The sequence below is a fragment of the Boudabousia tangfeifanii genome, assembly GCF_001856685.1.
In the GTDB taxonomy this organism is placed as follows: Bacteria; Actinomycetota; Actinomycetes; order Actinomycetales; family Actinomycetaceae; genus Boudabousia; species Boudabousia tangfeifanii.
Genome location: NZ_CP017812.1, coordinates 735328 through 761176, shown reverse-complemented (window position 1 = coordinate 761176; position 25849 = coordinate 735328). Strand labels below are relative to the sequence as shown.

Genomic DNA, 25849 nt, shown 5'->3' with positions numbered 1-25849 from the left:
CTAAGACATGAGTTTCTCGTGCTAAATGCTTTAGAATAGTCACCAATGTTGACTTTGGAGGACAAATGAACAATAAGCGCAAATACTACCGGCTACTAGCGGTGCTCGTACTAATTACCATGATTGCAGTAGTCGCGATTGGCGGATCAGTAGTCGTTTATGGCAATAAAACACTTGGAAATGCGCTAATTCTCCTCCTGATTGCCGCCGGTATGGTGGCCTATAAATACCTCTCACGGGCTTACAAGGAAAATCGTCTGTTTGACGAGGACGGCAATGTGAAGGCGTTCAAAAAGATTAGGGAAGAGTCACAGGAACAAACTCAGGTTGCAAAAACAACTGCCCAATCACAGCTCTCGGCAAAAGATTTAAAGCGAAAAGCTGAAATTGAGCAGTTGCGTCAGCAGAATAAACAAACTGACTAGGCGATTTCTAACGTAAACCGACTGGACGCTCGAGCGCTAGTTCAATCAGTTCGGTAACTAGATCTCGGTAGGCCAATCCGGCAGTTTCCCACATTACTGGATACATCGAAAATGGAGTAAAACCTGGCAAGGTATTGACTTCATTGATAGTGATTTGTCCGTTTGCATCGTTGTAGAAGAAATCTACGCGGGCAAGCCCCTCACATTCAAGAGTCTCAAAAGCATCGATGGCTGCCTCTTGAATCCGGTCTACTGCTTCGGGAGCAATATTTGCTGGGCAACTTAGCTTGACAGCATCGTGCGCAACATATTTGGTCTCGTAATCGTAGAATTTATCATCCCCAACCACTGAGATTTCTCCTAATGGTGCCACTCGTGGTTCAGAACCATTTCGTCCCCCAAGTACCGCGCATTCAACTTCACGTCCCTCAGCCATTGCCTCCACGATGACTCGCGGATCATAACGGCGAGCAAAATCAATCGCTTCACCCAACTGAGCGAAGTCCTCAACCTTACTAATTCCGAGGGAGGATCCTGCACGAGAGGGTTTGACAAATAGAGGCAACCCAAGTGCTTCACATTGGCCGAGGACGCCCTCGCGATCCTCAACCCATTCTCTTGGAGAAATGAACTTCCATTGTCCCACTGGCAAGCCACGACCAGCTAGTACTGTTTTTGTTAGATGCTTGGCCATGGAAACCGCAGAGGCGCTCACCCCGCACCCAACATACTTGAGATTAGCCATTTCAAGCATGCCTTGAAGCGTGCCGTCTTCACCGTAAGGGCCATGTAGAAGTGGGAAAACTACATCGATCTTCGCTAGTTCGGTCGGTGGGAATTCACCAGTGGCGACCGATTCAATTTCGATTACTCGACCGGTACCTGGAGTTAATGCTAATTCGTGTGGACCTGGTTCAATGGTAGCGCCAGTCCCACCCTCTAGGCGGTAAAGTTCAGGATCGTCTGGGACGCGTAGCCAACGTCCATCGAGAGTGATTCCTACAGGAACTACTTCAAATTTTTCACGGTCGATCGCAGACAAAACACCAGCTGCAGTGGCACAAGAGATTGGATGCTCACCGCTTCGCCCACCAAAGAGGAGAAGGACGCGAGTCTTTGCTGAAGTTTGTACTGATTCTTCCATGTTTCCCACCTTGTTTTAAAGATACTGTTTACAGGTTAGCTCTATAACTCGAGAAAGTGAACTTCACGCGCCAAGCTAGGCTAACTGGATCTCGACACCATCCATTTTCCGAGGGCGGCCAAGCAACCTCTCCCCCATTTGCGCAGCTGAATGATTATTGTGAACAACGTCAACGACGGCCTCGGTAATTGGCATATCAACACCGTTTTCCTTCGCTAATGCCAAAACATGATCGCAACTATTAACGCCCTCGGCAACGCCTCTTGAAGCACCCAAGGCTTGCTGTACTGACAAACCCTTGCCGATGTTCTCACCGAAGGTGAAATTTCGTGAGAGTTGAGAGGAACAGGTGGTAGTTAGATCTCCAATTCCTGCGAGTCCTAGGAAGGTTTCTCCATTAGCTCCTAGCGCTAAACCTAGTCTCGTTATTTCAGCCAATCCACGTGTAATCAAAGTTGATTGAGTATTCTTTCCTAAACCCATGCCAGTTGCAGCACCTACTGCTAACGCAATGACGTTCTTGGCTACACCGCCAATCTCGCAGCCAATAACATCCGTAGAAATATAGGGGCGAAAATAACCGGCGTCACAAGCTTCTGCTACTCTCTGTGCGCGTTCAATTTCTTGATTAGCCACCACGGTGGCGGCAGGCTGTCTAGCAGCAATTTCACCTGCTAAATTTGGTCCCGAAATAACCGTCACATTCGCCTGTGGAACCTGCAATGTATGAGCTATTAGTTCGGACATAAAATGCCCATTCTTTAGACCCTTAACCAAGGAAACAATTTCTAGTTTAGAAACTTGACCAGCGAGTGGCAGCAGTGCCTGCTCAATTGCCGAGGACGGAATAGCTACTACCAACATTTGTGGTGAAAACTCCAGCACCTGGGAAATATCAGAGGTGGCACGTAAATTTTCTGGCAGCACTATGCCGGATAGGTACTTCGAAGTATGTACCTCATTGATTGTCTCAATCAATTTTGGGTCCCTACCCCAAAGCAAAACCTCTAAACCAGCATCACAAAGTACCTGAGCGAAGGTGGTTCCCCAAGCGCCGGCACCAACAACTGCAGCTCGCTGTATTTTTTCGCTAGGCATGTTCCCTCCAGGTAATCAGTTCTTAATTGAATATTTAAACTTTTCGGCCTGTTTCGGCCACACTCGCCCAAGCGCCTCTTTCGAAAGTTCCCCGTGCACCTTGGGATCGTAACGGAGAGCCGGTGGCACTTCGTTGCGAACTTCTGCCAGTAGAGCAGTGATGGCATCTATGACCCGATTAGCTGCCTCGCGGGCTGCAGCTACCTGATCATCCCAATCTCTCAAATCATCTACAAATACTGGTTTCCCAAACTTAACAGTGACATCTTTACGTCCCAGCAAATGGGGAACCCGGGAATAACGACCTAGCACTTGATGGCCGCCCCATTGTGCGCAAGGAATTACCGGTTCAGGTCCAGCTAGTGCCAATCTACCGACTCCAGTTTTTGGTGTCATCGGCCAACATTCAGGATCTCGAGTCAAAGTCCCTTCAGGGAAGATCGCGATGACTTCCCCACCAGCCAGAGCCTCTTTTGCTGCTACTAAGGCATCTTGCGCATGGCTGGTGCCGCGATATACGGGAACTTGACCAGCCTGGCGCATAATCCAACCGAGTACCGGTACTTTAAACAGTGACGCCTTAGCCATAACTCGTACCGGAATTTCGTTATCTACCAAGGGATGCATCAAAGTTAGCGCATCAAATTCGGTGACATGATTAGCAGCAACCACATATCCACCGTTTTTGGGTAGGTTTTCCAGCCCCTCCCAGTTAGTTCTGGTAACGCCATGAACTGCCCAGCTAGCAACAGTTTTTGCAAAATAGTAAAAAGGCGAAAACTTTCTCATCGCATTTCCTCTCGGGCTTTCTTCATTTGTCGTGCCAGTTTGAGCTGACGTTTAATTTCAATTGTATCTTGGGCAACCAATTGCGAGCGAGGTACTTTTCCCCAGGGATCTCCATCCACTCTTAAATCGTAAGAAGGAATCCGTGGAGGTTCGCCTCGCAGTTTCGCTAACTCGTTGGTTAGCACTTTAGTAATTTCGTTCGAGATAACTCGTGCGTATTCTGTCGAAGGAACTGTATCAAGATCTACTGTAATCGGATCTAGCACTTTCAAGACGATTCTTGGCCTAGCCCAGAACCTCGGTAAATATGAATACCTAGGAAGAAAATGCTGAGTACCCCAGAAAACCACCGGATAGATTGGGGCAGACGAAGCTAAAGCTATCTTAGCCGCACCAGTTTTGGCAGTCATAGGCCAGTATTTTTCTTCGCGGGTAGTAGTGCCTTCCGGGAAAATACCGAGGACGCGACCAGAAGAAACTAATTCGGTGGCTTGGCTAATGAAGCTCTCCCCCTGTTTAGCGCTCCTACGGACTGGTAGGTGACCCATTTTTCTAAGCCACCAGCCCAGTACAGGTTGCTCGAACAGGGTGTGTTTAGCCGCATATCGAATTCCTCGATTGATTCTCCAACACATCAAAGTAGGAGGTATCGCATCGAAAGATGAAATATGATTGCCGACTAACAGGAAACCACCCTCTTTGGGAAGCTTCTGAATCCCCTCAAAGGAAGTATTTGTTAATAATCGAAAAAGTGGCCAAACTATTCGCGCGCTTAGACGCGTAATCCATGGCAACTCTGGGATCATCAGGCTTCCGAGATGTCTTCAAAGTCGGCGTCAAGTAATGATAGCTTCGAAGTGAAGTGCTCGTATCCACGAGCAATAACCCCCACCCCTGAGACATTCGATTGACCCTCTGCCGCTAAGGCCGCGATCAGATGGCTGAATCCACCTCGTAAATCAGGAACTTGAATGTCGGCCCCATGTAACTTAGTTGGGCCAGAAATAACCGCTGAGTGTTTAAAGTTCTTTTGGGCAAAACGACAAGGCGAAGATCCCAAACATTCACGATAAAGCTGAATCTGTGCTCCCATTGCAGTCAATGCCTCAGTAAAACCGAATCGTTTCTCGTAAACAGTTTCGTGCACGATGGAAAGACCATTGGCTTGGGTCAAAGCAACTACTAACGGCTGTTGCCAGTCAGTCATAAAACCTGGGTGCACATTGGTTTCCATCATGATGGCCTTCAAATCGCTGCCTGGATGCCAAAAACGAATGCCATCCTCTTGGACGTCAAAGGCGCCACCGATCTTACGGAAAGTGTTAAGGAACGTCGTCATATCAGGCTGGTGGGCTCCCCGGACGAAAATATCACCGCCCGTAGCCAAGGCTGCTGAGGCCCATGATGCCGCTTCGATCCGGTCGGAAAGCGCCGTATGGGTATAACCCGACAAGGAATCCACGCCCTCGATACGAATCGTACGGTCGGTATCTACCGAAATAATGGCACCCATCTTCTGCAGCACAGAAACAAGATCCATAATCTCAGGTTCCACCGCGGCATTACGTAGCTCGGTCAGCCCCTGAGCACGAACAGCGGTCAACAGAGTCTGCTCAGTGGCACCAACTGAGGGGTAAGGAAGCTCAATTTGGGTGCCATACAAGCCGCCCTCGGCAGAAATATGAATCCCAGAATCACGCTTTTCAACCTTCGCGCCAAAAGCTCGAAGAGAATCCATGTGGAAGTCGATTGGACGACCCCCAATATTGCAACCGCCGAGATCGGGAATAAAGGCTTCCCCTAAGCGATGCAGCAAAGGGCCGCAGAATAAAATCGGAATACGACTTGAGCCGGCATGAGCGTCAATATCGGCCACATGAGCCAATTCGACCGAGGTCGGATCCATAGTCAGGACGCCTTCGGACTGGTCAAACTCTACTTTCACGCCATGCAGGCGCAAAAGACGCGAAACAACGTCAACATCGAGGATTAACGGAACATTTTTAAGTACCGAGGGTGTTTCACCAAGCAGAGCCGCCACCATAGCCTTGGGTACAAAGTTTTTGGCCCCACGAACTCGCAACTCACCTTGTAGCGGACGACCGCCATTAACTCGCAGTACTCTGTCCATCTTTATGAACCCCTTCCGGTCATTTCGTAACAGGGTTAATCTTATCGCTTGCGCGTTATCTTCGCGGTTTTATACCCGCGGTTAGGATTCTTTTCTCACGTGTTATGCTAAGGAAAATTAACAAAAGAAATAAAAAAACACCGTCATTGACGGTGATAACAAACTAGGAGTACTCCCGACCGGATTCGAACCGGCGCCGCCGCCTTGAGAGGGCGGTGTCCTAGGCCGCTAGACGACGGGAGCGGCACAAAACCGTAGTTTTGTTGGCTGGGGTACCAGGACTCGAACCTAGACTAAAGGAACCAGAAACCTTCGTGCTGCCGATTACACCATACCCCAATGGTGACTCGCTAAGATTTTCATCTTTGCGACTTGGAATACTATACCCACTTCGGCCTCTAGTAGCAAATCGGCAGAGGTGAAAGAGATCACCTCTGCCGATTAATACCAAAGATCTAGTTAGATCATGCCTGCAAACCGACGCAAACGAGCAAGAGATTCTTCCTTGCCTAGTAGCTCCATGCATTCAAACAAAGGTGGAGAGACTAGCCGACCGGTAACCGCCAAGCGCAAAGGCCCAAAGGCTAGACGCGGCTTAATTTCCATCTCTTCAACAATCTTTGCGCGCAAGGAATGCTCTAGCGCCTCGGTGGTGAACTCAGGCAAAGCCTCAACCGTTTCAATGGCAGCAGCCAAAACTTCCTTAGCTTCCGGCTTTAGCTTACCAACGGCCTTTTCATCGTATTCCACCTGATCAGCACCAACAAACAAGAATCCAAGCATTTCGCGCGCCTGAGACAAGACCTGAATACGGGTCTGGATAAGTGGCGCTGCCACAGTCAAGATTTCCTGTTCACGTTCCGATAGCTGCGCGAAAGTTTCAGCGGAGACCATCGGCTGGCGTTCATCTTCCGGAGAATAAATATCTGCCAGGTAAGGAACGAGGCGGTCACGGAAATCGTCCTCGGCTAGCAAACGAATATGTTCGGCGTTAATCGCAGTGCACTTCTTAACATCGAAACGTGCAGGGTTCGGGTTCACATCGTGCACGTCAAAAGCGCCAACCATTTCTTCTGCCGAGAAAATATCGTTAGTTGGCGAAATCGACCATCCTAGGAGGGCCAAGTAGTTCAAGAAACCCTCTGGAATCATACCGTTACGACGATGATGCAACAGGTTCGACTCTGGGTCACGCTTGGAAAGCTTCTTATTGCCTTCCCCCATCACGTACGGCAAGTGACCGAACTCAGGCATGTACTTAGCAACACCCAATTCCTGCAATGCTCGGTACAACACAATCTGGCGAGGAGTAGACGATAGCAAGTCTTCACCACGCAAAACGTGGGTAATCTCCATCAAAGCGTCATCAACTGGGTTGACCAAAGTGTATAGCGGGTGACCGTTGGCTCGAACAATTACGTAGTCTGGAACAGATCCAGCCTTGAAAGTGATTTCACCACGAACCACGTCGGTAAACGTAATGTCCTCATCAGGCATACGCATACGAAGTACTGGCTGTCGACCTTCTGCACGGTAAGCGGCCTTCTGTTCTTCGGTCAAGTCACGATCGTAACCGTCATAGCCTAGCTTGGGGTCACGACCAGCAGCGCGGTGACGAGCTTCAACTTCCTCTGGCGTTGAGAAGGATTCGTATGCGTATCCCCCATCAAGAAGCTGCTTGGCTACCTTGGCGTAAATATCCATGCGCTGCGACTGACGGTATGGCTCATGAGGGCCAGGCTTGCCTACGCCCTCGTCCCAGTCAAGTCCTAGCCAACGCAAGGAGTCAAGAATTAGCTCGAAGGATTCTTCACTATCACGGGCTGCATCAGTATCTTCAATACGGAATACGAAAGTACCACCAGTGTGGCGGGCATAGGCCCAGTTAAACAAACAAGTTCGTACCATTCCTACGTGTGGCATGCCGGTAGGAGAAGGGCAAAAACGAACTCTCACATTTTTTGATTCAGTCATGGTTAAACCTTACTTCTTTTCTGTGGTTTTAGCGAGAAAGTACGGGATTTGTTAGTTCGCCAATAGGCTCAATCTGGCAAGTCATTTTTTGCCCAGACGATAAAGTCGGGGCACCACTTACCGATCCAGTAAGCACAATATCGCCGGGCAACAAGGTAGTGATGCGTGACGCCGCGGCCACCCACTGGGCAATACTGCCTTTAATTTCCGAGGTCGTTCCCGATTGATATTCAGTTCCATCAACGCTTGAGCTAAAAGTGAGATGATCGACTTCAGAAAAATCTCCCACATACAACTCGGGGCCTAATGGGCAGGAAGTATCAAAGCCTTTGCGTGCCGCGGTTAATCCTTCAAGTCCGGGACCGTGAGCCGTTACATCATTAGCAATCGTCCAGCCGAATACGATATTTGGGACTTGCTCCGGCGTTAGATTCTTGCACATAGTTTTAACTACAACCGCAAGTTCTACTTCACCAGTAATAGACTCTGCATATTTTGGCAACACGATAGGATCATCTGGGCCAATGACAGCAGTGTTTGGTTTTAGGAAGAAAACCGGCGATTCTGGGAAATCTACGTTGTCGGTAGAAGCGTAGCTATCGGCTGCGCAAATTACCTTGGAACGAGGAATCACTGGAGAAAGCAAACGTACCTCATCCAGATCGAATACTTTTCCGTTGGGGGTTGGAACCGAAAACAACGGATCCCCCTTGAGCGCAGTTACCCTGGTTGAATTCTCTTCTCTTACTCCGTAGAAGATCTCGTCTCCTACACTAAATCGCAATACACGCATGTGCCTAGTATATGCTTCGGAACCAGCGTAGGTAGACTTTTCGCCCAGTTTCAAACCTTAGTGCTTAGTCCCACGAATCAGTTGGGACATCACCTGGAAGCAGTGGATTACCCTTTGCTTGGAAGTGTAGTTCACTGCCCTTTTGGCTCTTCCAGTCTTTCAAGATTGCCTTGGTCCAAGGTGCTAGTCGAATCAACGCGTAGAGGTTGAAGATAGCGCCAAGTCCTAACAGTACGTCCGAGATACCCCAAACGAGTGTCAGAGACTGCATCGCTGCCCAACCGCAAGCAATTACTACGAAGGTACGGTAGAGCATCGAAGTTGCTTCATCGCCGAAAATGTAATCGAGGGCGACCTGACCGTAACTGTACGCACCGAAGGACGAAGTGTAGACAAAGATGAAGATAATAAAAGTGACTAGTGGAGTAATCCACGACCCGAATACGTAGATCAGCGCATTTGAGGTTAGGGACCCAGCCATATCGGCAGTGCCACCAACTAGTTTTTCGGGTAGTGCGATCAGGATTAGAAGGGCGGTAGCAGTACATACCAAGATAGTGTCAACAAAAACGCCAAGTGCCTGCACTAGGCCTTGTTGCACTGGGTGAGCAGTAGTAGCAGTACCGGCAGCGTTGGGGGCAGTACCAAGACCGGCCTCATTGGAGAAGAGACCACGACGAGCACCATTTAGCAAGGCAGCAAAGAATGCACCGCTTCCGCCGCCAAAGCCTGCTTGCCAACCGAAAGCGCCCTTGAAGATCATGCCGAGGGCGGCACCTGCTGCACTAAAGTTAACCACGATTACCACGATGGCGAGACCAAGGTATAGCAAAGCCATGATTGGCACTAGCGCTTCCGCTACCTGCGCTACTTTCTTAACCCCACCTAGGATTACTGGCGCCAGCAAGAACATCATAATAAGAGCGGTAACCCAAGGATCGATACCATGGTTTTCCTGCATCACCGAAGCGATCGCATTTACCTGCACCATTGGAACTGCGACGCCGGAGGCAAGGACGGTGATAGCCGCAAAAATCAACGCCATGGTTTTGTTTCCCAAACCAATGGTCATGTAGTATGCCGGTCCACCACGGAAGGTACCATCACGGTGCCGAATCTTAAAGAGCTGAGCTAGGCTCGATTCTGAGAAAGCCGTTGCCATCCCGATAAGGGCAATCAACCACATCCAGAAAATTGCGCCTGGCCCACCTAGCAGCAATGCGAGGGCGACGCCACCAATATTGCCAATACCGACACGAGTTCCAACTCCCACGGCAAATGCTTGGAAGGAAGAAATCTGATCCTTGCTCTTTTTACGAGAGCCGCTAAGCGACTTAAAAATTGCTCCCAGGTGGCGGATCTGCGGCGCTCCTAAATAAACAGTCAGGACCAAACCGACGCCAACTAGTAAGTAAAGCAGAATATACCCATAAAGGTAGTCATTAACTAGCTTTACAGTATCTTCGAATGCTACTGGTCTCATGATTGTTCCTCTCACTGCCAAATATCAGTTGGAAGGGTTGATGGTAGATAACTGTTATTTTTCCCGACAAATACAGGTTCGTTATTTCCGGATTTAAGTTGTTGTTCGTAATCACGCAACGCCCCGGCAGCCCACGGCATCAAACCAAGTAGACCAACCAGATTTACCAAAGTCATGATGGCCATCGCGATATCTACTGTGTTCCATACGATTGGCAAGGGAGCAAGACAACCGAGGACTACTGAAACGACAGATACAACTCGCACAGCCATAATAGCTTGCGGATTATTGGTAAAGAATCGTAGATTAACTTCCGAATAGACGTAGGCTGCAATGATGGAGCTAAAGGCAAGCACGAAAATCATGATGGTCATCGGAATGATGGCACCTGAACCAAGCAACGAAGCAATTGCTGCAGTAGTCAACGTCGCAGGGTTGCTTTGAGGGTCTTCCCAAACCTCTTTACCCGCCAAAAGAATCACAAAGGCAGTAGCTGAGCAGACTACAATCGTGTCTAGAAATACGCCCAACGACTGAATCAAGCCCTGCTGTACCGGATGAGATGCATTTGCCGTAGCAGCCGCATTAGGGGCAGTGCCTTGACCAGCTTCATTGGAGAATAGCCCTCGTTTGGTTCCGTTAATAATCGCAGCAACAATGCCACCTCCGAGTCCGCCGACCACTGGATTCACCGAGAATGCCGAGGTGAAGATTAGGCGGAAGACTTCCGGTACTGCGGAAAGATTCAATAGCATGATCAAAAGCGCTACGAGCACGTAAATACCAGCCATCACTGGTGCTAAGATCTCGGTAACTCGGGCGACAGATTTAATCCCACCCTGCACCACTAGCGCGGTGAGGACAGCTAAAATAATCGCAGTCCATACTGGCTTGGCCACTCCGTAGCTATCCATCGTGGAACTAATCGCATTTGCTTGCAACATAGTGATGGTGAAGGCGCAAGTAATTACCGTAATAAACGCAAATAGGACGCCTAACCATTTTTGTTTTAGCCCAAGACTGAGGTAGTAAGCCGGGCCCCCAACAAAAGTTCCCTTGTCACTGCGAACTTTGAAAATTTGAGCGGTGGTTGCCTCGTAGAACGCGGTTGCCATACCAAGTAGAGCAACTATCCACATCCAGAAGATTGCACCCGGACCACCAAGCAGGAGAGCTACTGCCACCCCAAAAACGTTCCCAATGCCCACTCGGGCAGCTAAGGAAATTGCGAAGGCTTGGAAAGATGAAATCCCACCTCTTGCATTCTCACGAGAATGCAAGACAACCTTCCACATTTGTCTAAATAAACGGAACTGGACACCACGGGTGGCGATAGTGAACGCAATCCCAGCACCCGCAAGTACTACAGCGGTGATGTAAAGCGTAATCCAGTCACCAATTTGACCGAGTAGCGAGGCTAAAGCATCCACGTAAAGCTCCATCTAATTTCTGATAAGGGTAAAATTAATCAGTAATAGTGTAATACCATTATCGCACATTGGCTTTTTGGCACGTCTTTTGCAACCGTACCGTTACTATTGAGATGATATAACCATGCAACAGAGCGCCAGTTTAAATCTACTACTTGACGATTTAGAAGATCAAGGGAGAATCAACGATCCCACAGAGGTCTTCTCTGCCTTTACCGAATGGGCAGAAGCTGGTGGTAGACCCTTGTATCCGCATCAAGCAGAATCAGCTTTAGAGATTTTTAGCGATAATCATGTGATCGCCACTACCCCCACTGGTTCGGGTAAATCCTTAATCGCCTTAGCCGGGCACCTTCATGCGCTAGCCAAAGGGGAACGCAGTTATTACACCGCTCCCCTGAAGGCTCTCGTCTCTGAAAAATTCTTCGACCTAGTCGGCTACTTTGGCGCAGAAAACGTTGGTATGGTAACTGGCGACGTCTCAGTAAATGCCGAGGCTCCGATCATTTGCGCCACGGCAGAAATTCTTGCCAACCAGGCATTAAGAGAAGGAAACGACCTCGACGTTGGTTGTGTCATTATGGATGAATTCCACTATTACGGCGATCCCCAACGAGGAGTAGCTTGGCAGATTCCTTTACTAGAATTACCTCAAGCTCAGATGGTGCTATTGAGCGCAACCTTAGGTGACGTTAGTTTTTTCGTCAAAGATTTAACCACTCGGACTAATCGAGACGTGGCAGTGATTTCTGATGCAAAACGTCCAGTCCCGCTCGAAATGAGCTACACCCTTGAGGCTACGGATGAGCTGATTAAACGCTTATTATCAGAGGATCGCTACCCGATTTACCTTGTGCACTTCAGCCAAAAAGAAGCTCTAAGCGCTGCAAATAACCTCCTAAGTACTCCTTTGCTAAACAAGGAGCAAAAAGAAGCAATCGCTAACGAATTGGCAACCGTGAAATTCGCGCCCGGTTTTGGCAAGATCTTAAACAAACTTTTAAGACATGGGATTGGTATACACCATGCGGGAATGCTCCCGAGATACCGACGCTTGGTTGAACGTCTCACACAACAAGGCCTGCTGGCCGTAGTTTGCGGTACAGACACCCTCGGAGTTGGTATTAACGTCCCGATTCGCACGGTTGTGTTCACTGCCTTAACCAAGTTTGATGGACGCCGCGAACGCCATCTGCAGGCACGTGAATTCCACCAAATCGCCGGACGCGCCGGACGCGCCGGCTTTGACACTGTGGGATACGTATATGCGCAGGCTCCTGCCGATAAAATCGAAGCTCACAAGCGCGAGCAAAAAGCTGAGGCGAACGGGAAAAAAGCAAAGAAAACGGTCAAATCAAATAAAACCGATAACCGTGTTTCTTGGACTGAAGCTACCTTCGAGCGACTGTGCCAGGCCGAACCTGAAAAACTAGTCTCACGTTTTACATTTACGCATTCCATGTTCCTCTCGGTGCTAGAAAGAAAAGGTGACCCGGAAGCACATCTCTTAAAGTTGGCGACAGACAACCATGATCAGTGGCACGGCAATAACCCACATTTACGAACTCTCGGACAAATCTATCAGTCCCTGCTTACCGCAGAAGTAATCGACTACCACCATGAGCAGCGCAACGAAGGCGCCATCATCGATATAGAGGTTAGTAACGATAAGGACGAAAAATACCCGCTACGATTTGCTCGAGATATTCCAGCAGACTTCGCCCTCAACCAACCGCTCTCCCCTTTTGCTTTAGCTGCGATGGATTTGCTAAATCCAGACGATCCTAGCTTTTCGTTAGACGTCATTTCCATCATTGAGGCAACCTTGGAGGATCCTCGACCACTTCTCTATGCACAGCAAAACGAAGCGCGTAGTACCGCCATCAATGAAATGAAAGCCGCGGGTTGGGATTATGACCAAAGAATGGCCGCATTAGAAGAAATCACTTGGCCTAAGCCCCTAGAAGATCTACTGGACCCAGCCTTTTCCATGTTTGCTAAAGCTAACCCATGGGTTAGCGACGAAGAGCTAAAACCCAAATCTGTAGTGCGTTATCTAGTAGAAAACGCAATGACTTTCAGCGAACTTATCGCTCACTACCAGATTCCAGGGGCCGAGGGCGTTATCTTACGCTATCTAACCGACGCTTATCGCGCTTGTCGACAAGTAATTCCACCGGAGTACTCTACGGACGAAGTACAAAGAATCGTGGATTGGCTAGGCCAACTAGTACGCTCGGTTGACTCCTCACTACTTGACGAATGGGACGCCTTAGCCAGTGGTACAGCTCCTTCCACCAGTGAAAGTGCTGACGAAAATCAGGAACTAGCTTTTGGTGCTAATGAAAATGGTGAAGTTCCATTTAGCGCAAACCCACACAAATTCGGGAAAGAAATTCGAAATCTACTTTTCGATCTAATAACCAAGATGAGTGCTGATCGAGTAGAAAAGCTAGGTGACCTTGCCATCGCTGGCTGGAGTGATGATGATTGGGATCTAGTTTTAGGTCGCTACTTCCAAGATCATGAAGAAATAATCATTGATCAGGAAGCCCGCTCGGCCACCTATTTCGAATGGCAGCGAAAATTAGAGACAGCTGATTTACTTAAGCTCTGGTCGGATCTTGAAGGCATACAGGTTGGCAACTATGAGCTTGCAATTCAAACAATAGTAGATGAAGACGGAGATTATGACTGGGCTATTTGGGCGCTGATCGACCGCGAAGCCAGCAACGAGCAACAACGAGTGGTTGTTAGCAAACTCAAAGTTGCTACTAGATAACAGCAGATGGATTTTTACGTTTATTGTGGCCGATCAAAATCTTTTGATCGGCCACAATAAACATCAAGCAATCCGATACATCCAACCGTGTTCGTCTGCCGCCAATCCAAACTGAATATCCGTCAGCTGCTGATAAACACTTCGACTTAGTTTCATTTCCGGTAAAGCCACTTCAAAATCATCTCCACGAAGCAAAGCAAAGGGAGCGACTACGGCAGCGGTACCGCAAGCAAACATTTCAGTAACTTCCCCACTTTCAATCTGCTCTATCAGTTGCGGAAGAGAAATGGTTGTTTCCATGACTTGATGACCATTCTCTCGAAGCAACTGAATGATCGCCCAGCGGGTTCCGCCCTCGAGAATGGTGCCGGTTAGGGCTGGAGTAGCAACACTGCCATCAGCGTATACCACAAAGAGGTTCATTCCCCCCAACTCTTCAAGATAGGTGCTAGTTGCTGCATCTAGGAACAATGCTTGAGCACAGCCATGTGCAATCGCTTCTTCTCCCGCGAGCATTGCTCCCGCATAGTTACCACCAGTTTTAGCGGCACCTGTTCCGCCTCGCATGGCTCGATGATATTTCTTGGTCACCCATACCGGCACCGGCGATAAGTCATTAGAGAAGTATGGTCCCACCGGACTGCCTAAACAGAAATAGCGATATTCCTTCGCAGCACTCACAGAAAGTCGTTGACCAGTCGATACCATAGTAGGACGAAGATACAATGAGGCACCTTCAGTTTCTGGTACCCATCGTGAATCGTGGGTAACAAGATCAATCAACGAAGAAATAAAAAGCTCTTCAGGTAGTTCGGGCATAGCCATACGTAGAGCGGATTGATTAAATCTAGCCGCATTAAACTGTGGACGGAAAAGATAGATGCCACCATCAGGATGACGATAAGCTTTTAGCCCTTCAAAGATTTCCTGAGAATAATGGAGCACCGGCGCTGCTGGTGAAAGTTCGAAGTCATCAATTGAAGTTAGCTGTGCATCATGCCAGCCAGTTTCCTGGTTCCACTCTGCTTTTGCCAGATACGGTGCGATACCCGAATCGAAGCTGAGTTCAGTTAGAGCTTGGTTCACACTTTTCTCATCAGCAAGTCCAAGTAGGTCTGATGGTTGAAATTTTCCAGCTAACTCCTTAGCTGATTTCGGTAAATGTTCTGACTTCTTTTCTAAAGCCGTTTCTACCCGATCCATCGTTTCTCCTTTTAGGATAAAAGGCCTAATTTCAAGGCAATTTTAAGTCTCAAGTCACCATTCGCTGAGCGAACATGAGAAAATACATGGCAACAACACTAGACCTGTTATGGGAGTTATGCAATGACGCAGTTTTTTACCTTCCTAGCGGAAGCACCAGTGCTGGTGCTCTTTATTCTCATTGGAATTGGTATGGCTTTTGGCCATATCAAGTTTAAAGGGATCAGCTTAGGCGCCGCAGCTGTGCTCTTTACCGCAATCGCAGCCTCAGCTTGGGCTGAGACATATGGCATTCATGTCCGGGTGCCGCATGAATTGGGAATCTTTGGTTTGGCTATTTTCACCTTTGCCATTGGTGTCTATTCTGGACCAAATTTCTTTAACACAATGAAAACTGCTGGCGGCCCAATCCTGGCAATGGTAGTTGCTTTGAGTTCAGGCGGCGCGATTGCCTATTACATGGGGCGTTATGTTTTTAATCTATCGATTGCTGAAATTGCCGGTGTCTTTGCTGGCGCCACTACCAACACACCTGCGCTGGCAGCAGCAGGAAAGGCCTCTGGAGATCTTCCTAACGCTACCGTGGGTTATTCGATTGCATACCTATATGGTGTCATCGGAATGCTTATTTTCACCACTATCGCTTTACACTTAGCTGCTAATGACCACGATAAACCCAGCGATATCTCAAACCGTACTATTCGTATCGACGTTGATACTCAGCCAGTTATCGAAGAATATTATGAATTAGTTCAAGGTCGAGTTGTTTTCAGCCGCCTACGTCGGCAAGAAGACGGTCCTATCACCCGTCCAGGCATGTTCGACAAGCTAAATGCAGGTGATTTGTTAACAGTTGTTGGACCACAAGCCGATATTGATCTAATTACCGAAAAACTTGGACATGACTCTTCCCTATCGTTGATTCAGGATCGTCGTTGGTTGGACTTCCGTCGTATTACCGTCTCGGATCCAAAACTGGCAGGACGGACTATTGGTGCCTTGAATCTCCCAGAAACTTACCAAGCATCAATTTCACGAGTTCGACGTGGTGATGTCGATATGATCGCAAATCCAAATTTCGTCCTACAGCAGGGTGACCGTGTTCGAGTAGTCGCACCTACCGCGAATATGAAGGCTTTAACCAAACTATTTGGTGACTCAACTAGAGGCCTCACGGATCTTAATCCAATCGCACTAGGCTTGGGAATGGCACTAGGGATTCTCATCGGTGAAATGCCCATTCTTACCCCTACGGGAGCAAAGTTCTCTATTGGATCAGCCGCAGGCACTTTGCTCGTCGGTCTGCTTTTTGGTCGTATTGGACGTATCGACAAGCTGGTGACAGCTATGCCATATACCACTTGTATGGTTCTATCCGAATTCGGGCTATTAATCTTCTTGGCTCAAGCCGGCACCAACGCAGGTGGACAGATCGCTAATGCCTTCACTGGTGGTGTTTGGTGGAAGATGGCAATCCTAGGTTTCGTAATTACAAACATAGTCGGTTTGATTTTGTTCGTATCGATGCGTCGACTGTTCAATATGGGTGGCACGCGTCTTTCTGGCGTCATTGGCGGTACTCAAACTCAACCCGCGGTCTTGGCCTTTGCAAACAACCGTACTAATGCAGATCCCCGAGTGGCATTAGGCTACGCCATGGTCTATCCAGTCGCGATGGTTTTGAAGATTCTTATCGGACAAATTTTGGGTGGATTATAGTCTGATTGTTCGCCAGCTAGAGCTCTTACCCAAGAAGATCTAGCTAGACTTAGCAGGAAAATAGTTCAGGGGCTTGGCTACTCGTTGAAGAGTAGCCAAGCCCCTTTTTTAAAATAATGAGTCTTCTTGTACCTAGAGGGCTAGAAGTTAGCGAATTTCTCGTCGAGATGACGATTCTAGGCTTGGCAACGTATTGGTAGGCACGTCAACAATCCATCTAGTATCGGTAACCATACGGGCGATCGCCAAACCAAAACCGATAGCGGTGATAACGAAGAACACCTGTACGATCTGAGAAATCGCATCGGTGACCATACCGTTGTTCATAGCGGTTACCGCACGGTAGAACGGCACACCTGGAATCATAATAACTACAGCCGGAACTGAAAGAGATACGCGCGAATAATAGGTCTTAGAAGCTACCGCAGCAGCTAGTAGACCGATCGCCAATGCTGCGGCACCGACAGCAGCATGCCATGGGAAGTGCGCGTCCACAGCAATAGTACGGATAGTGTTCACAGTTGCACCAATGGTTGCCGCAATCGCGCACACCTTGGTAGGAGTATTGAAGAGGATTGCGAAGCCCCACGCGGCAATAAAGGAGCAGAAGAAACGCAACGCAATCAATACCGCCCATGGCAGCTGATAAGACGCATGCACGTCAACGCTCCAGCCGAAGGTGTAGGTAACTGCCCACACCGCTACCCCAGCTGACGCCATTACCGCTAAGACATAACTAGAACGCGTAAGGGCAGACGGGAAGTCCATTCGAACGAGGTCGAGTATTGCTGTCGTCATCGGGAAACCGGGAATCAAAAAGAGGATGGCTGAAATGATACCGGCCTGATAGAGGTTAGGATCGATGATTCCAGCGACCCCCATGAGTTCGATGATGCCGATGTAGACGGAAGAAGCTAGAAGGCCGCAGAGCAGCCAAACTGCAAAGTGGTTAAATTTCCGGTGCAGGGTAGCACGACGCAGTGCCTGGCCGACAGTAGCAGCGAAGAGGACTGCTAAGCATTCTGGCCAGCCACCTTTATTTAGGAAGCAGAAACCAGCACAGGCGATACCAGAAGCCAGCATGTTGACGATAGGTCCGTACAACGGCTTGGTGGCTTCGATTTCGTCAAGCTGTGAGTTTAGTTCCTCTACCGACATATCGGTACGTAGATTGTGAGCCAGAGCCTTTAGGCGATCGATGCGGTCAGCATTAACCCCAAAGGTACGGTTCTCGTATAGTTCGGTGCGGAACGTACCGTTGGCATAGGCAGAAGTCGCGATATCAGAAAAACTGACGGAAGCACGGTGTTCTTCGATACCTACGGCCTTGGCCATACGAGCCATGGAGGACTTAACACGGTAAGAGCTAGCGCCAGCTGCAAGCAACAGACGTCCTAGACGAAGTACAACAGCGGACTGTTGTGCTAGACGGGCGTGAGGATCCATTGCGGCCACTTCAGGATTTGCGGCGAGAAATGGATGTAGTTTTGGATCAAGCTTTTCATTTTTCACGGGTCAAGTTTGTCATGAGATTTGAGATAAATCTAGCCACAAAGTCCCGATTAATAAAAGTGATGGTGTGAAAAATATTAAGGCACCAAGAAAACAAAACTAAATGCCGTAATACCCGGTCAAAAAGACTAGGGCGAAGAGAGAAAAACGAGAAAGAAACCCAAAGCCCCCGTTAGCCAACCTAGCAAGACGAGGACGTTTTGGGTGTGTTTTTTGGGCCCCCCAGCACGTGGTGTGTTGGGGGGCCCTGTTGTGGTTTGGTGTGGCGGTGTCCTACTCTCCCACAACCTGGCGGTTGCAGTACCATTGGCGCTGGCGGGCTTAGCTTCCGGGTTCGGAATGGTTGCCGGGCGTTTCCCCGCCGCTATGACCACCACAAGTCTTTTATTCTTTTTTGTTGTTTGTGGTTTGGTGTGGTTGGTTGTTAGCCGTATAGTGGACGCGTTTTTTGTTTTGTGTTGGTGTTTTGTTGTTTAGTTGTTGGCTGATTAGTACCGGTCGGCTTGTTGAACACATTGCTGTGCTTCCACGTCCGGCCTATCTACCCAGTAGTCTGCTGGGAGCCTCAAAAGAAACCTTATCTTGAAGCAGGCTTCCCGCTTAGATGCTTTCAGCGGTTATCCTTTCCGAACGTAGCTAACCAGCGATGCACCTGGCGGTACAACTGGCACACCAGAGGTTCGTCCGTCCCGGTCCTCTCGTACTAGGGACAGGTCTTCTCAAGTTTCGTGCGCGCGCAGCGGATAGGGACCGAACTGTCTCACGACGTTCTAAACCCAGCTCGCGTACCGCTTTAATGGGCGAACAGCCCAACCCTTGGGACCTACTCCAGCCCCAGGATGCGACGAGCCGACATCGAGGTGCCAAACCATGCCGTCGATATGGACTCTTGGGCAAGATCAGCCTGTTATCCCCGGGGTACCTTTTATCCGTTGAGCGACACCCCTTCCACAAGGTGGTGCCGGATCACTAGTTCCTGCTTTCGCACCTGCTCGACTTGTCAGTCTCGCAGTCAAGCTCCCTTGTGCACTTACACTCGCCACCTGATTACCAACCAGGCTGAGGGAACCTTTGAGCGCCTCCGTTACTTTTTGGGAGGCAACCGCCCCAGTTAAACTACCCACCAGGCACTGTCCCTGGTCCGGATTACGGACCGAGGTTGAGATGCGCACTTGAACCAGAGTGGTATTTCAACATTGACTCCCCAACCACTGGCGTGGCTGGTTCATAGTCTCCCACCTATCCTACACAAGTCCAAGCGAGCACCAATACCAAGCTATAGTAAAGGTCCCGGGGTCTTTCCGTCCTGCTGCGCGTAACGAGCATCTTTACTCGTAGTGCAATTTCGCCGAGTTCATGGTCGAGACAGCAGAGAAGTCGTTACGCCATTCGTGCAGGTCGGAACTTACCCGACAAGGAATTTCGCTACCTTAGGATGGTTATAGTTACCACCGCCGTTTACTGGGGCTTAAATTCACAGCTTCACCAACCGAGGTTGGTTGACCGTTCCTCTTAACCTTCCAGCACCGGGCAGGCGTCAGTGCGTATACATCGACTTGCGTCTTCGCACGCACCTGTGTTTTTAGTAAACAGTCGCTTCTCTCAATTCTCTGCGACCACATTCCGCTGCCAACCGCAAGGGTTTTGACGGGTGTGGTCCCCCTTCTCCCGAAGTTACGGGGGCATTTTGCCGAGTTCCTTAACCATGATTATCTCGATCGCCTCGGTATACTCTACCTGACTACCTGTGTCGGTTTGGGGTACGGGCGGTTCTAACCCTCACGTCGAGGTTTTTCTTGGCACCACAGGATCACTCTCTTCCAACAATAGTTGTCATCATCAGCTCTCACCCTTGTGCCACCCGGATTTGCCAAGGTGGCGGGCTGCGGCTTTAAACGTACAATTCCATCTGTACGCGGAAGCTACCACTGTGCGTCACCCCTGTTAATACGCTTGCCTACTACCAAACCTGGTCCCAACACAAAAAACTGGTCAAACAATCCGAAGAAAGTAAGACAGTTCAAAGTGGAGGTTAGTATGTTTGATTCAGCATGGGCGGTTTAGAACCGGTACCAGAATATAAACTGGTTATCCATCGACTACGCCTGTCGGCCTCGCCTTAGGTCCCGACTAACCCAGGGCAGATTAGCTTAACCCTGGAACCCTTAGTCAATCGGCGGACAAGTTTTTCACTTGTCATTCGCTACTCATGCCTGCATTCTCACTCCCATGTCGTCCACCATGGTTCACACCAGGGCTTCTGCCAACATGGGACGCTCCCCTACCCATCACAACGCCTGAACCACGAAGGCTTAGCTAAAGTTGTGATGCCACGGTTTCGGCGGTGTACTTGAGCCCCGCTAAATTGTCGGCGCGGAATCACTTGACCAGTGAGCTATTACGCACTCTTTCAAGGGTGGCTGCTTCTAAGCCAACCTCCTGGTTGTCTGAGCAACTCCACATCCTTTCCCACTTAGCACACGCTTAGGGGCCTTAACCGATGGTCTGGGCTGTTTCCCTCTCGACTACGGAGCTTATCCCCCGCAGTCTCACTGCCGCGCTATCACCTTACCGGCATTCGGAGTTTGGCAGATCTCAGTAACCTGTGAGGGCCCATTGACCAACCAGTAGCTCTACCTCCGGTAAGAAACACGCGACGCTGCACCTAAATGCATTTCGGGGAGAACCAGCTATCACGGAGTTTGATTGGCCTTTCACCCCTACCCACAGCTCATCCCCCCAGTTTTCAACCTAGGTGGGTTCGGTCCTCCACGACGTCTTACCATCGCTTCAACCTGGCCATGGGTAGATCACCCCGCTTCGGGTCTAGAGCACGCGACTATAACGCCCTATTCAGACTCGCTTTCGCTACGGCTTCCCCACACGGGTTAACCTTGCCACGCACCGCTAACTCGCAGGCTCATTCTTCAAAAGGCACGCCATCACCCCTAAGGGCTTTGACGGCTTGTAGGCATCCGGTTTCAGGTACTATTTCACTCCCCTCCCGGGGTACTTTTCACCATTCCCTCACGGTACTATGCACTATCGGTCACCAGAAAGTATTCAGGCTTACCCAGTGGTCTGGGCAGATTCACACGAGATTTCACGGGCCCCGTGCTACTTGGGAAACAAAACACGCAGGTGACACCACTTCAGTTACGCGACTTACACGCACTATGGTAGGCCATTCAATGCCTTTCACTTACAATGTCACTTTGTAACTACGCCACCAACCGGCAGACTGGTGATGTTTGCTCCCACAACCCCGCTAACGCAACCCCTGCCGGGTAATCACACGCTAACGGTTTGGCCATCATTCGCGTTCGCTCGCCACTACTAACGAAATATCTTTTCCTACGGGTACTGAGATGTTTCACTTCCCCGCGTTCCCTCCTACACCCTATGTATTCAGATGCAGGTAACCAGACATTACTCTGGCTGGGTTCCCCCATTCGGACATCCCCGGATCAACGCTTATTCGCCAACTCCCCGAGGCTTATCGCAGGCCATAACGTCCTTCATCGGCTCCTGGTACCAAGGCATCCACCGAATGCCCTTAAAAACTAAACAAACCAGAACACAAAATCAAAAATGTTTAAGTATCAATTAAGATGCTCGCGTCCACTATACAGTTAACAAACAACCACGCCCCAACCCCAAAACACAAACCAAACAAAACGTTTGATAACAGTTCGTGTTTTAAAGAAAAGCGCAAGAACAAAACCCTAAAACGGTTTATTGTTCCATAACCCGACAGCATCCTCGTTTTGTTAAATGCCAACCCACAGTTTCAAAGGTTGAAAAAAAGGTACACAACCAAACAACCACTAGCGTCAAACACCACCCAAACAAACCAAAAACCAAAGCCCCAAACAAACATGGGAAACAAACCCCGGTAATCAGCCCAAAAGAGCAACTAAACTAGCAGCCAAACGCTTGGCCATAAAAATAAAATCTAAGAAATCCTTAGAAAGGAGGTGATCCAGCCGCACCTTCCGGTACGGCTACCTTGTTACGACTTCGTCCCAATCGCTAATCCCACCTTCGACCACTCCCTCCCGCAAGCGGGTTGGGCCATGGGCTTCGGGTGTTACCAACTTTCGTGACGTGACGGGCGGTGTGTACAAGGCCCGAGAACGTATTCACCGCAGCATTGCTGATCTGCGATTACTAGCGACTCCGCCTTCATGGGGTCGAGTTGCAGACCCCAATCCGAACTGAGACCGGCTTTAAGGGATTCGCTCAACCTTACGATATCGCAACCCTCTGTACCGGCCATTGTAGCATGCGTGAAGCCCAAGACATAAGGGGCATGATGATTTGACGTCATCCCCACCTTCCTCCGAGTTAACCCCGGCAGTCTCTCGCGAGTCCCCACCCGAAGTGCTGGCAACACGAGACAAGGGTTGCGCTCGTTGCGGGACTTAACCCAACATCTCACGACACGAGCTGACGACAACCATGCACCACCTGTACACCAGTCCGAAGACCACCACATCTCTGCAGTGTTCCAGTGCATGTCAAGCCTTGGTAAGGTTCTTCGCGTTGCATCGAATTAATCCGCATGCTCCGCCGCTTGTGCGGGCCCCCGTCAATTCCTTTGAGTTTTAGCCTTGCGGCCGTACTCCCCAGGCGGGGCACTTAATGCGTTAGCTACGGCGCAGAAAACCAAACGGCCCCCCACACCTAGTGCCCAACGTTTACAGCGTGGACTACCAGGGTATCTAATCCTGTTCGCTCCCCACGCTTTCGCTTCTCAGCGTCAGTAACGGCCCAGAGACCTGCCTTCGCCATCGGTGTTCCTCCTGATATCTGCGCATTCCACCGCTACACCAGGAATTCCAGTCTCCCCTACCGCACTCTAGTTTGCCCGTACCCACCGCAAGCCAACAGTTAAGCTGCTGGTTTTCACGACAGACGCGACAAACCGCCTACAAGCTCTTTACGCCCAATAATTCCGGACAACGCTTGCGCCCTACGTATTACCGCGGCTGCTGGCACGTAGTTAGCCGGCGCTTCTTCTGCAAGTACCGTCAAACAATCCGAAAATTGCCCTGCGTCCTTACTGAAAGAGGTTTACAACCCGAAGGCCGTCATCCCTCACGCGGCGTCGCTGCATCAGGCTTGCGCCCATTGTGCAATATTCCCCACTGCTGCCTCCCGTAGGAGTCTGGGCCGTATCTCAGTCCCAGTGTGACCGGTCACCCTCTCAGGCCGGCTACCCGTCAAAGCCTTGGTAGGCCATCACCCCACCAACAAGCTGATAGGCCGCGAGCCCATCCCCCACCAGAAAAACCTTTCCACACCAAAACATGCGCCCTGATGTGAATATCCAGTATTAGACATCGTTTCCAATGCTTATCCCAAAGAAGGGGGCAGGTTACTCACGTGTTACTCACCCGTTCGCCACTAATCCACGGTGCAAGCACCGCTTCATCGTTCGACTTGCATGTGTTAAGCACGCCGCCAGCGTTCGTCCTGAGCCAGGATCAAACTCTCCGAACAAAAAACAATATCCAGAAAGAAAAAACCACCAAAAAAGGCGGCAATCCCAACCAAAAAACAAAAAAACTGCGTAAACAAAAAACAAAACAAAAACACTATCGAGTTATCAAACAACAAACCCACAACCAACAAAACCAAGCAAAACACTCGGCCCCATCAGAAAGAATCAGGCTTTATCGCCGAGTCACAATCTTAGTCCAACAAAACAAACAATGTCAAACCAAAAACCAGCGACCCTCATCACATCCAACCAAACAGGCCTTCAATGACAACCACACTTCACAAACGCTCCGTGCGGCGCTAGATAATGATGCTACTTGAGCACCTGCAGGTGCAAGCTAAGGCACCGTGCCACCATTCGCATTAACCGAATAGACAGCTATGTTAGCATTTTCGATTATTTTTCGTCAACCGTTGTTCACCAAGCTTTTAACATGTCATTGGCGAGGTTTACTAGCTTGCGAAATGTAGACTTTCCTTAGTTCCTCAGCGCCCAAGCAAACACTGGATCAAGCGAAATGGTTGGTAGTAGTACTGCTTGACCGGCATGGTATACATCCGGCATTCCTTCCCAAGTAGTGATCTGAGGAAGCCCTTGAGCATTAACCTCATGTCGCCAACGCCCTGGTTCCTTTACAAATTGCTCTTGCACCAGTCGCCACCACAAAGCTAAGTCCTCAGAGAGTTCGACTTGAGTCTCTGGCTCAAGGCAAAGTCGTCTTAAGGTTTCTCCACAGGACACTGCCTCACAAATCACCCAATGCATTCTAGCCGTAACTACTGGAGTTCCCTCCCAATCAACGGTATAAACGAAACCAGAATTTACCGCTGCTTGATAACCGACTTTTTTAGTCACTAGATACCATTGCCAAAGTTTAGTAATAAGTTCTGCAAGGTCCTCTTTCAGCTCATCATTCACCGGTTCTTGCGTCAGCTTCTTGTCGGGACTCAAATCATGTTCTAGTTTCCAATTGGCGATTTCTAGTTGCGCGCACAAACGAATCCATTCGAAACTATGCCCAATGGTGGCACCGAAAGGTCGGAAGGGATCCGCCGGATTTTCGCGGTTGTAATCAAGTTGAGGGGTCCAACTAGCATCGTAATGTTCAGGTAATAACCAGTTATGCGACTGAGCCTGAGACACCATCCGCTTAGTAATAGCAGCCGCTCGTTTTAGCCACAGCCCGTTTCGCGTAGTATCAGCGGCAGCTAAATATGCTTCAACAGTATGCATATTGGCATTTGCTCCACGGTATTGACGTACCTGAGAGAAATCATGACTATAAGCATCAAACACCATTTGGCTTTCTTCATCCCACCAGTGGACATCCTGATCAGTAAGCGCCAGCTCCAAAAGTTCATCTGCCCCAGGGATTTGAGCAGCCGATAAACTGCAGGCCGCTAGCAGGACAAAAGCATGAGCATAGGCTTCTTTATCCGTAAGCTGATCTTCAACCGGACCCATTGCTGGGATCTCAGAGTACCAGCCTCCATACTTCGCATCGCGGAAGGGGCCAAGCAATGCTGAGAGCCCATGCTCTGCCATAGAACGGTAAGATTCGTCGCCTTTCAACACTGCCAAACAAGCAATATGTGTCATTCTGGCATTGATCCAAAGCTGGGCACCTTTACTCAAATCGATGGTGCCATCTTCATTTAAATAACCAAATCCATTTTCGGTTTTCGCCTTGGCGCCGAATTTTGCCAGTTCCCAAAACTCTGATTCGAGCCACTGGACAAAGTCCGGCGACGAATAGGAAAGCACGCTGCTGTTCTGTTCCATCATCTGGCCTCCTTGCCAAAATAGTTGGGCCTACTGCCAAAACAGTAGACCCAACTATTTTAAGATATTTTGAACTAC

General features: G+C 49.4%; 15 protein-coding genes, 2 tRNA genes and 3 rRNA genes. 3 read left to right on the top strand and 17 right to left on the bottom strand.

All coding sequences use genetic code 11. The annotated features are described in order from the left end of the window. Positions 1-65: 65 nt before the first annotated feature. On the top strand, positions 66-425 hold the full coding sequence (locus BK816_RS03010; protein ID WP_071163857.1) for a hypothetical protein: 360 nt from the start codon (positions 66-68) through the stop codon (positions 423-425). A gap of 7 nt (positions 426-432) precedes the next feature. On the opposite strand, the gene BK816_RS03005 is transcribed toward BK816_RS03010, so the two are convergent. The 11 genes from BK816_RS03005 to BK816_RS02955 all read right to left on the bottom strand — a co-directional run bounded on the left by BK816_RS03005 (position 433) and on the right by BK816_RS02955 (position 11267). After that, positions 433-1569, bottom strand: a complete 1137-nt coding sequence (locus BK816_RS03005) for a D-alanine--D-alanine ligase family protein (RefSeq protein ID WP_071163856.1) — start codon at positions 1567-1569, stop codon at positions 433-435. 75 nt (positions 1570-1644) lie between these two features. Beyond that, positions 1645-2667 carry an NAD(P)H-dependent glycerol-3-phosphate dehydrogenase gene (locus BK816_RS03000; protein WP_071163855.1) on the bottom strand — a complete coding sequence of 341 codons (1023 nt, stop codon included), beginning with the start codon at positions 2665-2667 and terminating at the stop codon, positions 1645-1647. Between the two features lie 15 nt (positions 2668-2682). After that, entirely contained in the window at positions 2683-3456 is a 774-nt protein-coding gene (locus tag BK816_RS02995) for a lysophospholipid acyltransferase family protein (RefSeq protein ID WP_071163854.1), read from the bottom strand. Continuing rightward, positions 3453-4262, bottom strand: coding sequence for a lysophospholipid acyltransferase family protein (locus tag BK816_RS02990; protein WP_083379026.1), 810 nt, complete (start codon positions 4260-4262; stop codon positions 3453-3455). Before BK816_RS02990 ends, BK816_RS02995 begins: the two co-directional genes overlap by 4 nt. Beyond that, positions 4262-5587, bottom strand: coding sequence for a UDP-N-acetylglucosamine 1-carboxyvinyltransferase (gene murA / locus BK816_RS02985; RefSeq protein WP_071163852.1), 1326 nt, complete (start codon positions 5585-5587; stop codon positions 4262-4264). Before murA ends, BK816_RS02990 begins: the two co-directional genes overlap by 1 nt. 170 nt (positions 5588-5757) lie before the next feature. Then, positions 5758-5830 (bottom strand) — tRNA-Glu (locus BK816_RS02980). Between the two features lie 21 nt (positions 5831-5851). Further along, positions 5852-5926 (bottom strand) — tRNA-Gln (locus tag BK816_RS02975). Between the two features lie 120 nt (positions 5927-6046). After that, entirely contained in the window at positions 6047-7561 is a 1515-nt protein-coding gene (gene gltX / locus BK816_RS02970; protein WP_071163851.1) for a glutamate--tRNA ligase, read from the bottom strand. A 28-nt stretch (positions 7562-7589) separates the two neighbouring features. Then, complete coding sequence (locus tag BK816_RS02965; protein WP_071164903.1) at positions 7590-8354, bottom strand: fumarylacetoacetate hydrolase family protein; 765 nt, start codon at positions 8352-8354, stop codon at positions 7590-7592. Between the two features lie 64 nt (positions 8355-8418). Beyond that, positions 8419-9837: an alanine/glycine:cation symporter family protein gene (locus BK816_RS02960; protein WP_071163850.1), complete on the bottom strand. Its 1419-nt coding sequence runs from the start codon at positions 9835-9837 to the stop codon at positions 8419-8421. An 11-nt stretch (positions 9838-9848) separates the two neighbouring features. Further along, positions 9849-11267, bottom strand: coding sequence for an alanine/glycine:cation symporter family protein (locus BK816_RS02955; protein WP_170299654.1), 1419 nt, complete (start codon positions 11265-11267; stop codon positions 9849-9851). Between the two features lie 124 nt (positions 11268-11391). Here BK816_RS02955 and BK816_RS02950 point away from each other — a divergent pair, with 124 nt between their 5' ends. Next, the gene (locus BK816_RS02950; protein ID WP_071163848.1) at positions 11392-14049 is read left to right on the top strand and encodes a DEAD/DEAH box helicase; all 2658 of its coding nucleotides are present in this window, start codon (positions 11392-11394) and stop codon (positions 14047-14049) included. Between the two features lie 63 nt (positions 14050-14112). On the opposite strand, the gene BK816_RS02945 is transcribed toward BK816_RS02950, so the two are convergent. Next, on the bottom strand, positions 14113-15252 hold the full coding sequence (locus BK816_RS02945; protein ID WP_071163847.1) for a branched-chain amino acid aminotransferase: 1140 nt from the start codon (positions 15250-15252) through the stop codon (positions 14113-14115). Positions 15253-15375: 123 nt separating this feature from the next. Between BK816_RS02945 and BK816_RS02940 the strand changes: the two genes are divergently transcribed. Next, the gene (locus BK816_RS02940; protein ID WP_071163846.1) at positions 15376-16971 is read left to right on the top strand and encodes an aspartate:alanine exchanger family transporter; all 1596 of its coding nucleotides are present in this window, start codon (positions 15376-15378) and stop codon (positions 16969-16971) included. Positions 16972-17118: 147 nt separating this feature from the next. Here the strand turns inward: BK816_RS02940 and BK816_RS02935 are convergent, their stop codons facing one another. The 5 genes from BK816_RS02935 to BK816_RS02915 all read right to left on the bottom strand — a co-directional run bounded on the left by BK816_RS02935 (position 17119) and on the right by BK816_RS02915 (position 25774). Continuing rightward, on the bottom strand, positions 17119-18483 hold the full coding sequence (locus BK816_RS02935; RefSeq protein ID WP_236842349.1) for a threonine/serine exporter family protein: 1365 nt from the start codon (positions 18481-18483) through the stop codon (positions 17119-17121). 260 nt (positions 18484-18743) lie between these two features. Next, positions 18744-18861 (bottom strand): 5S ribosomal RNA (gene rrf, locus BK816_RS02930). 90 nt (positions 18862-18951) lie between these two features. After that, positions 18952-22053, bottom strand: a 23S ribosomal RNA gene (locus tag BK816_RS02925). Between the two features lie 400 nt (positions 22054-22453). Then, a 16S ribosomal RNA gene (locus tag BK816_RS02920) occupies positions 22454-23988 on the bottom strand. Together the 16S, 23S and 5S rRNA genes form the textbook arrangement of a ribosomal RNA operon. Positions 23989-24466: 478 nt before the next feature. Beyond that, positions 24467-25774, bottom strand: a complete 1308-nt coding sequence (locus BK816_RS02915) for an AGE family epimerase/isomerase (RefSeq protein WP_071163845.1) — start codon at positions 25772-25774, stop codon at positions 24467-24469. Between the last annotated feature and the right edge of the window lie 75 nt (positions 25775-25849).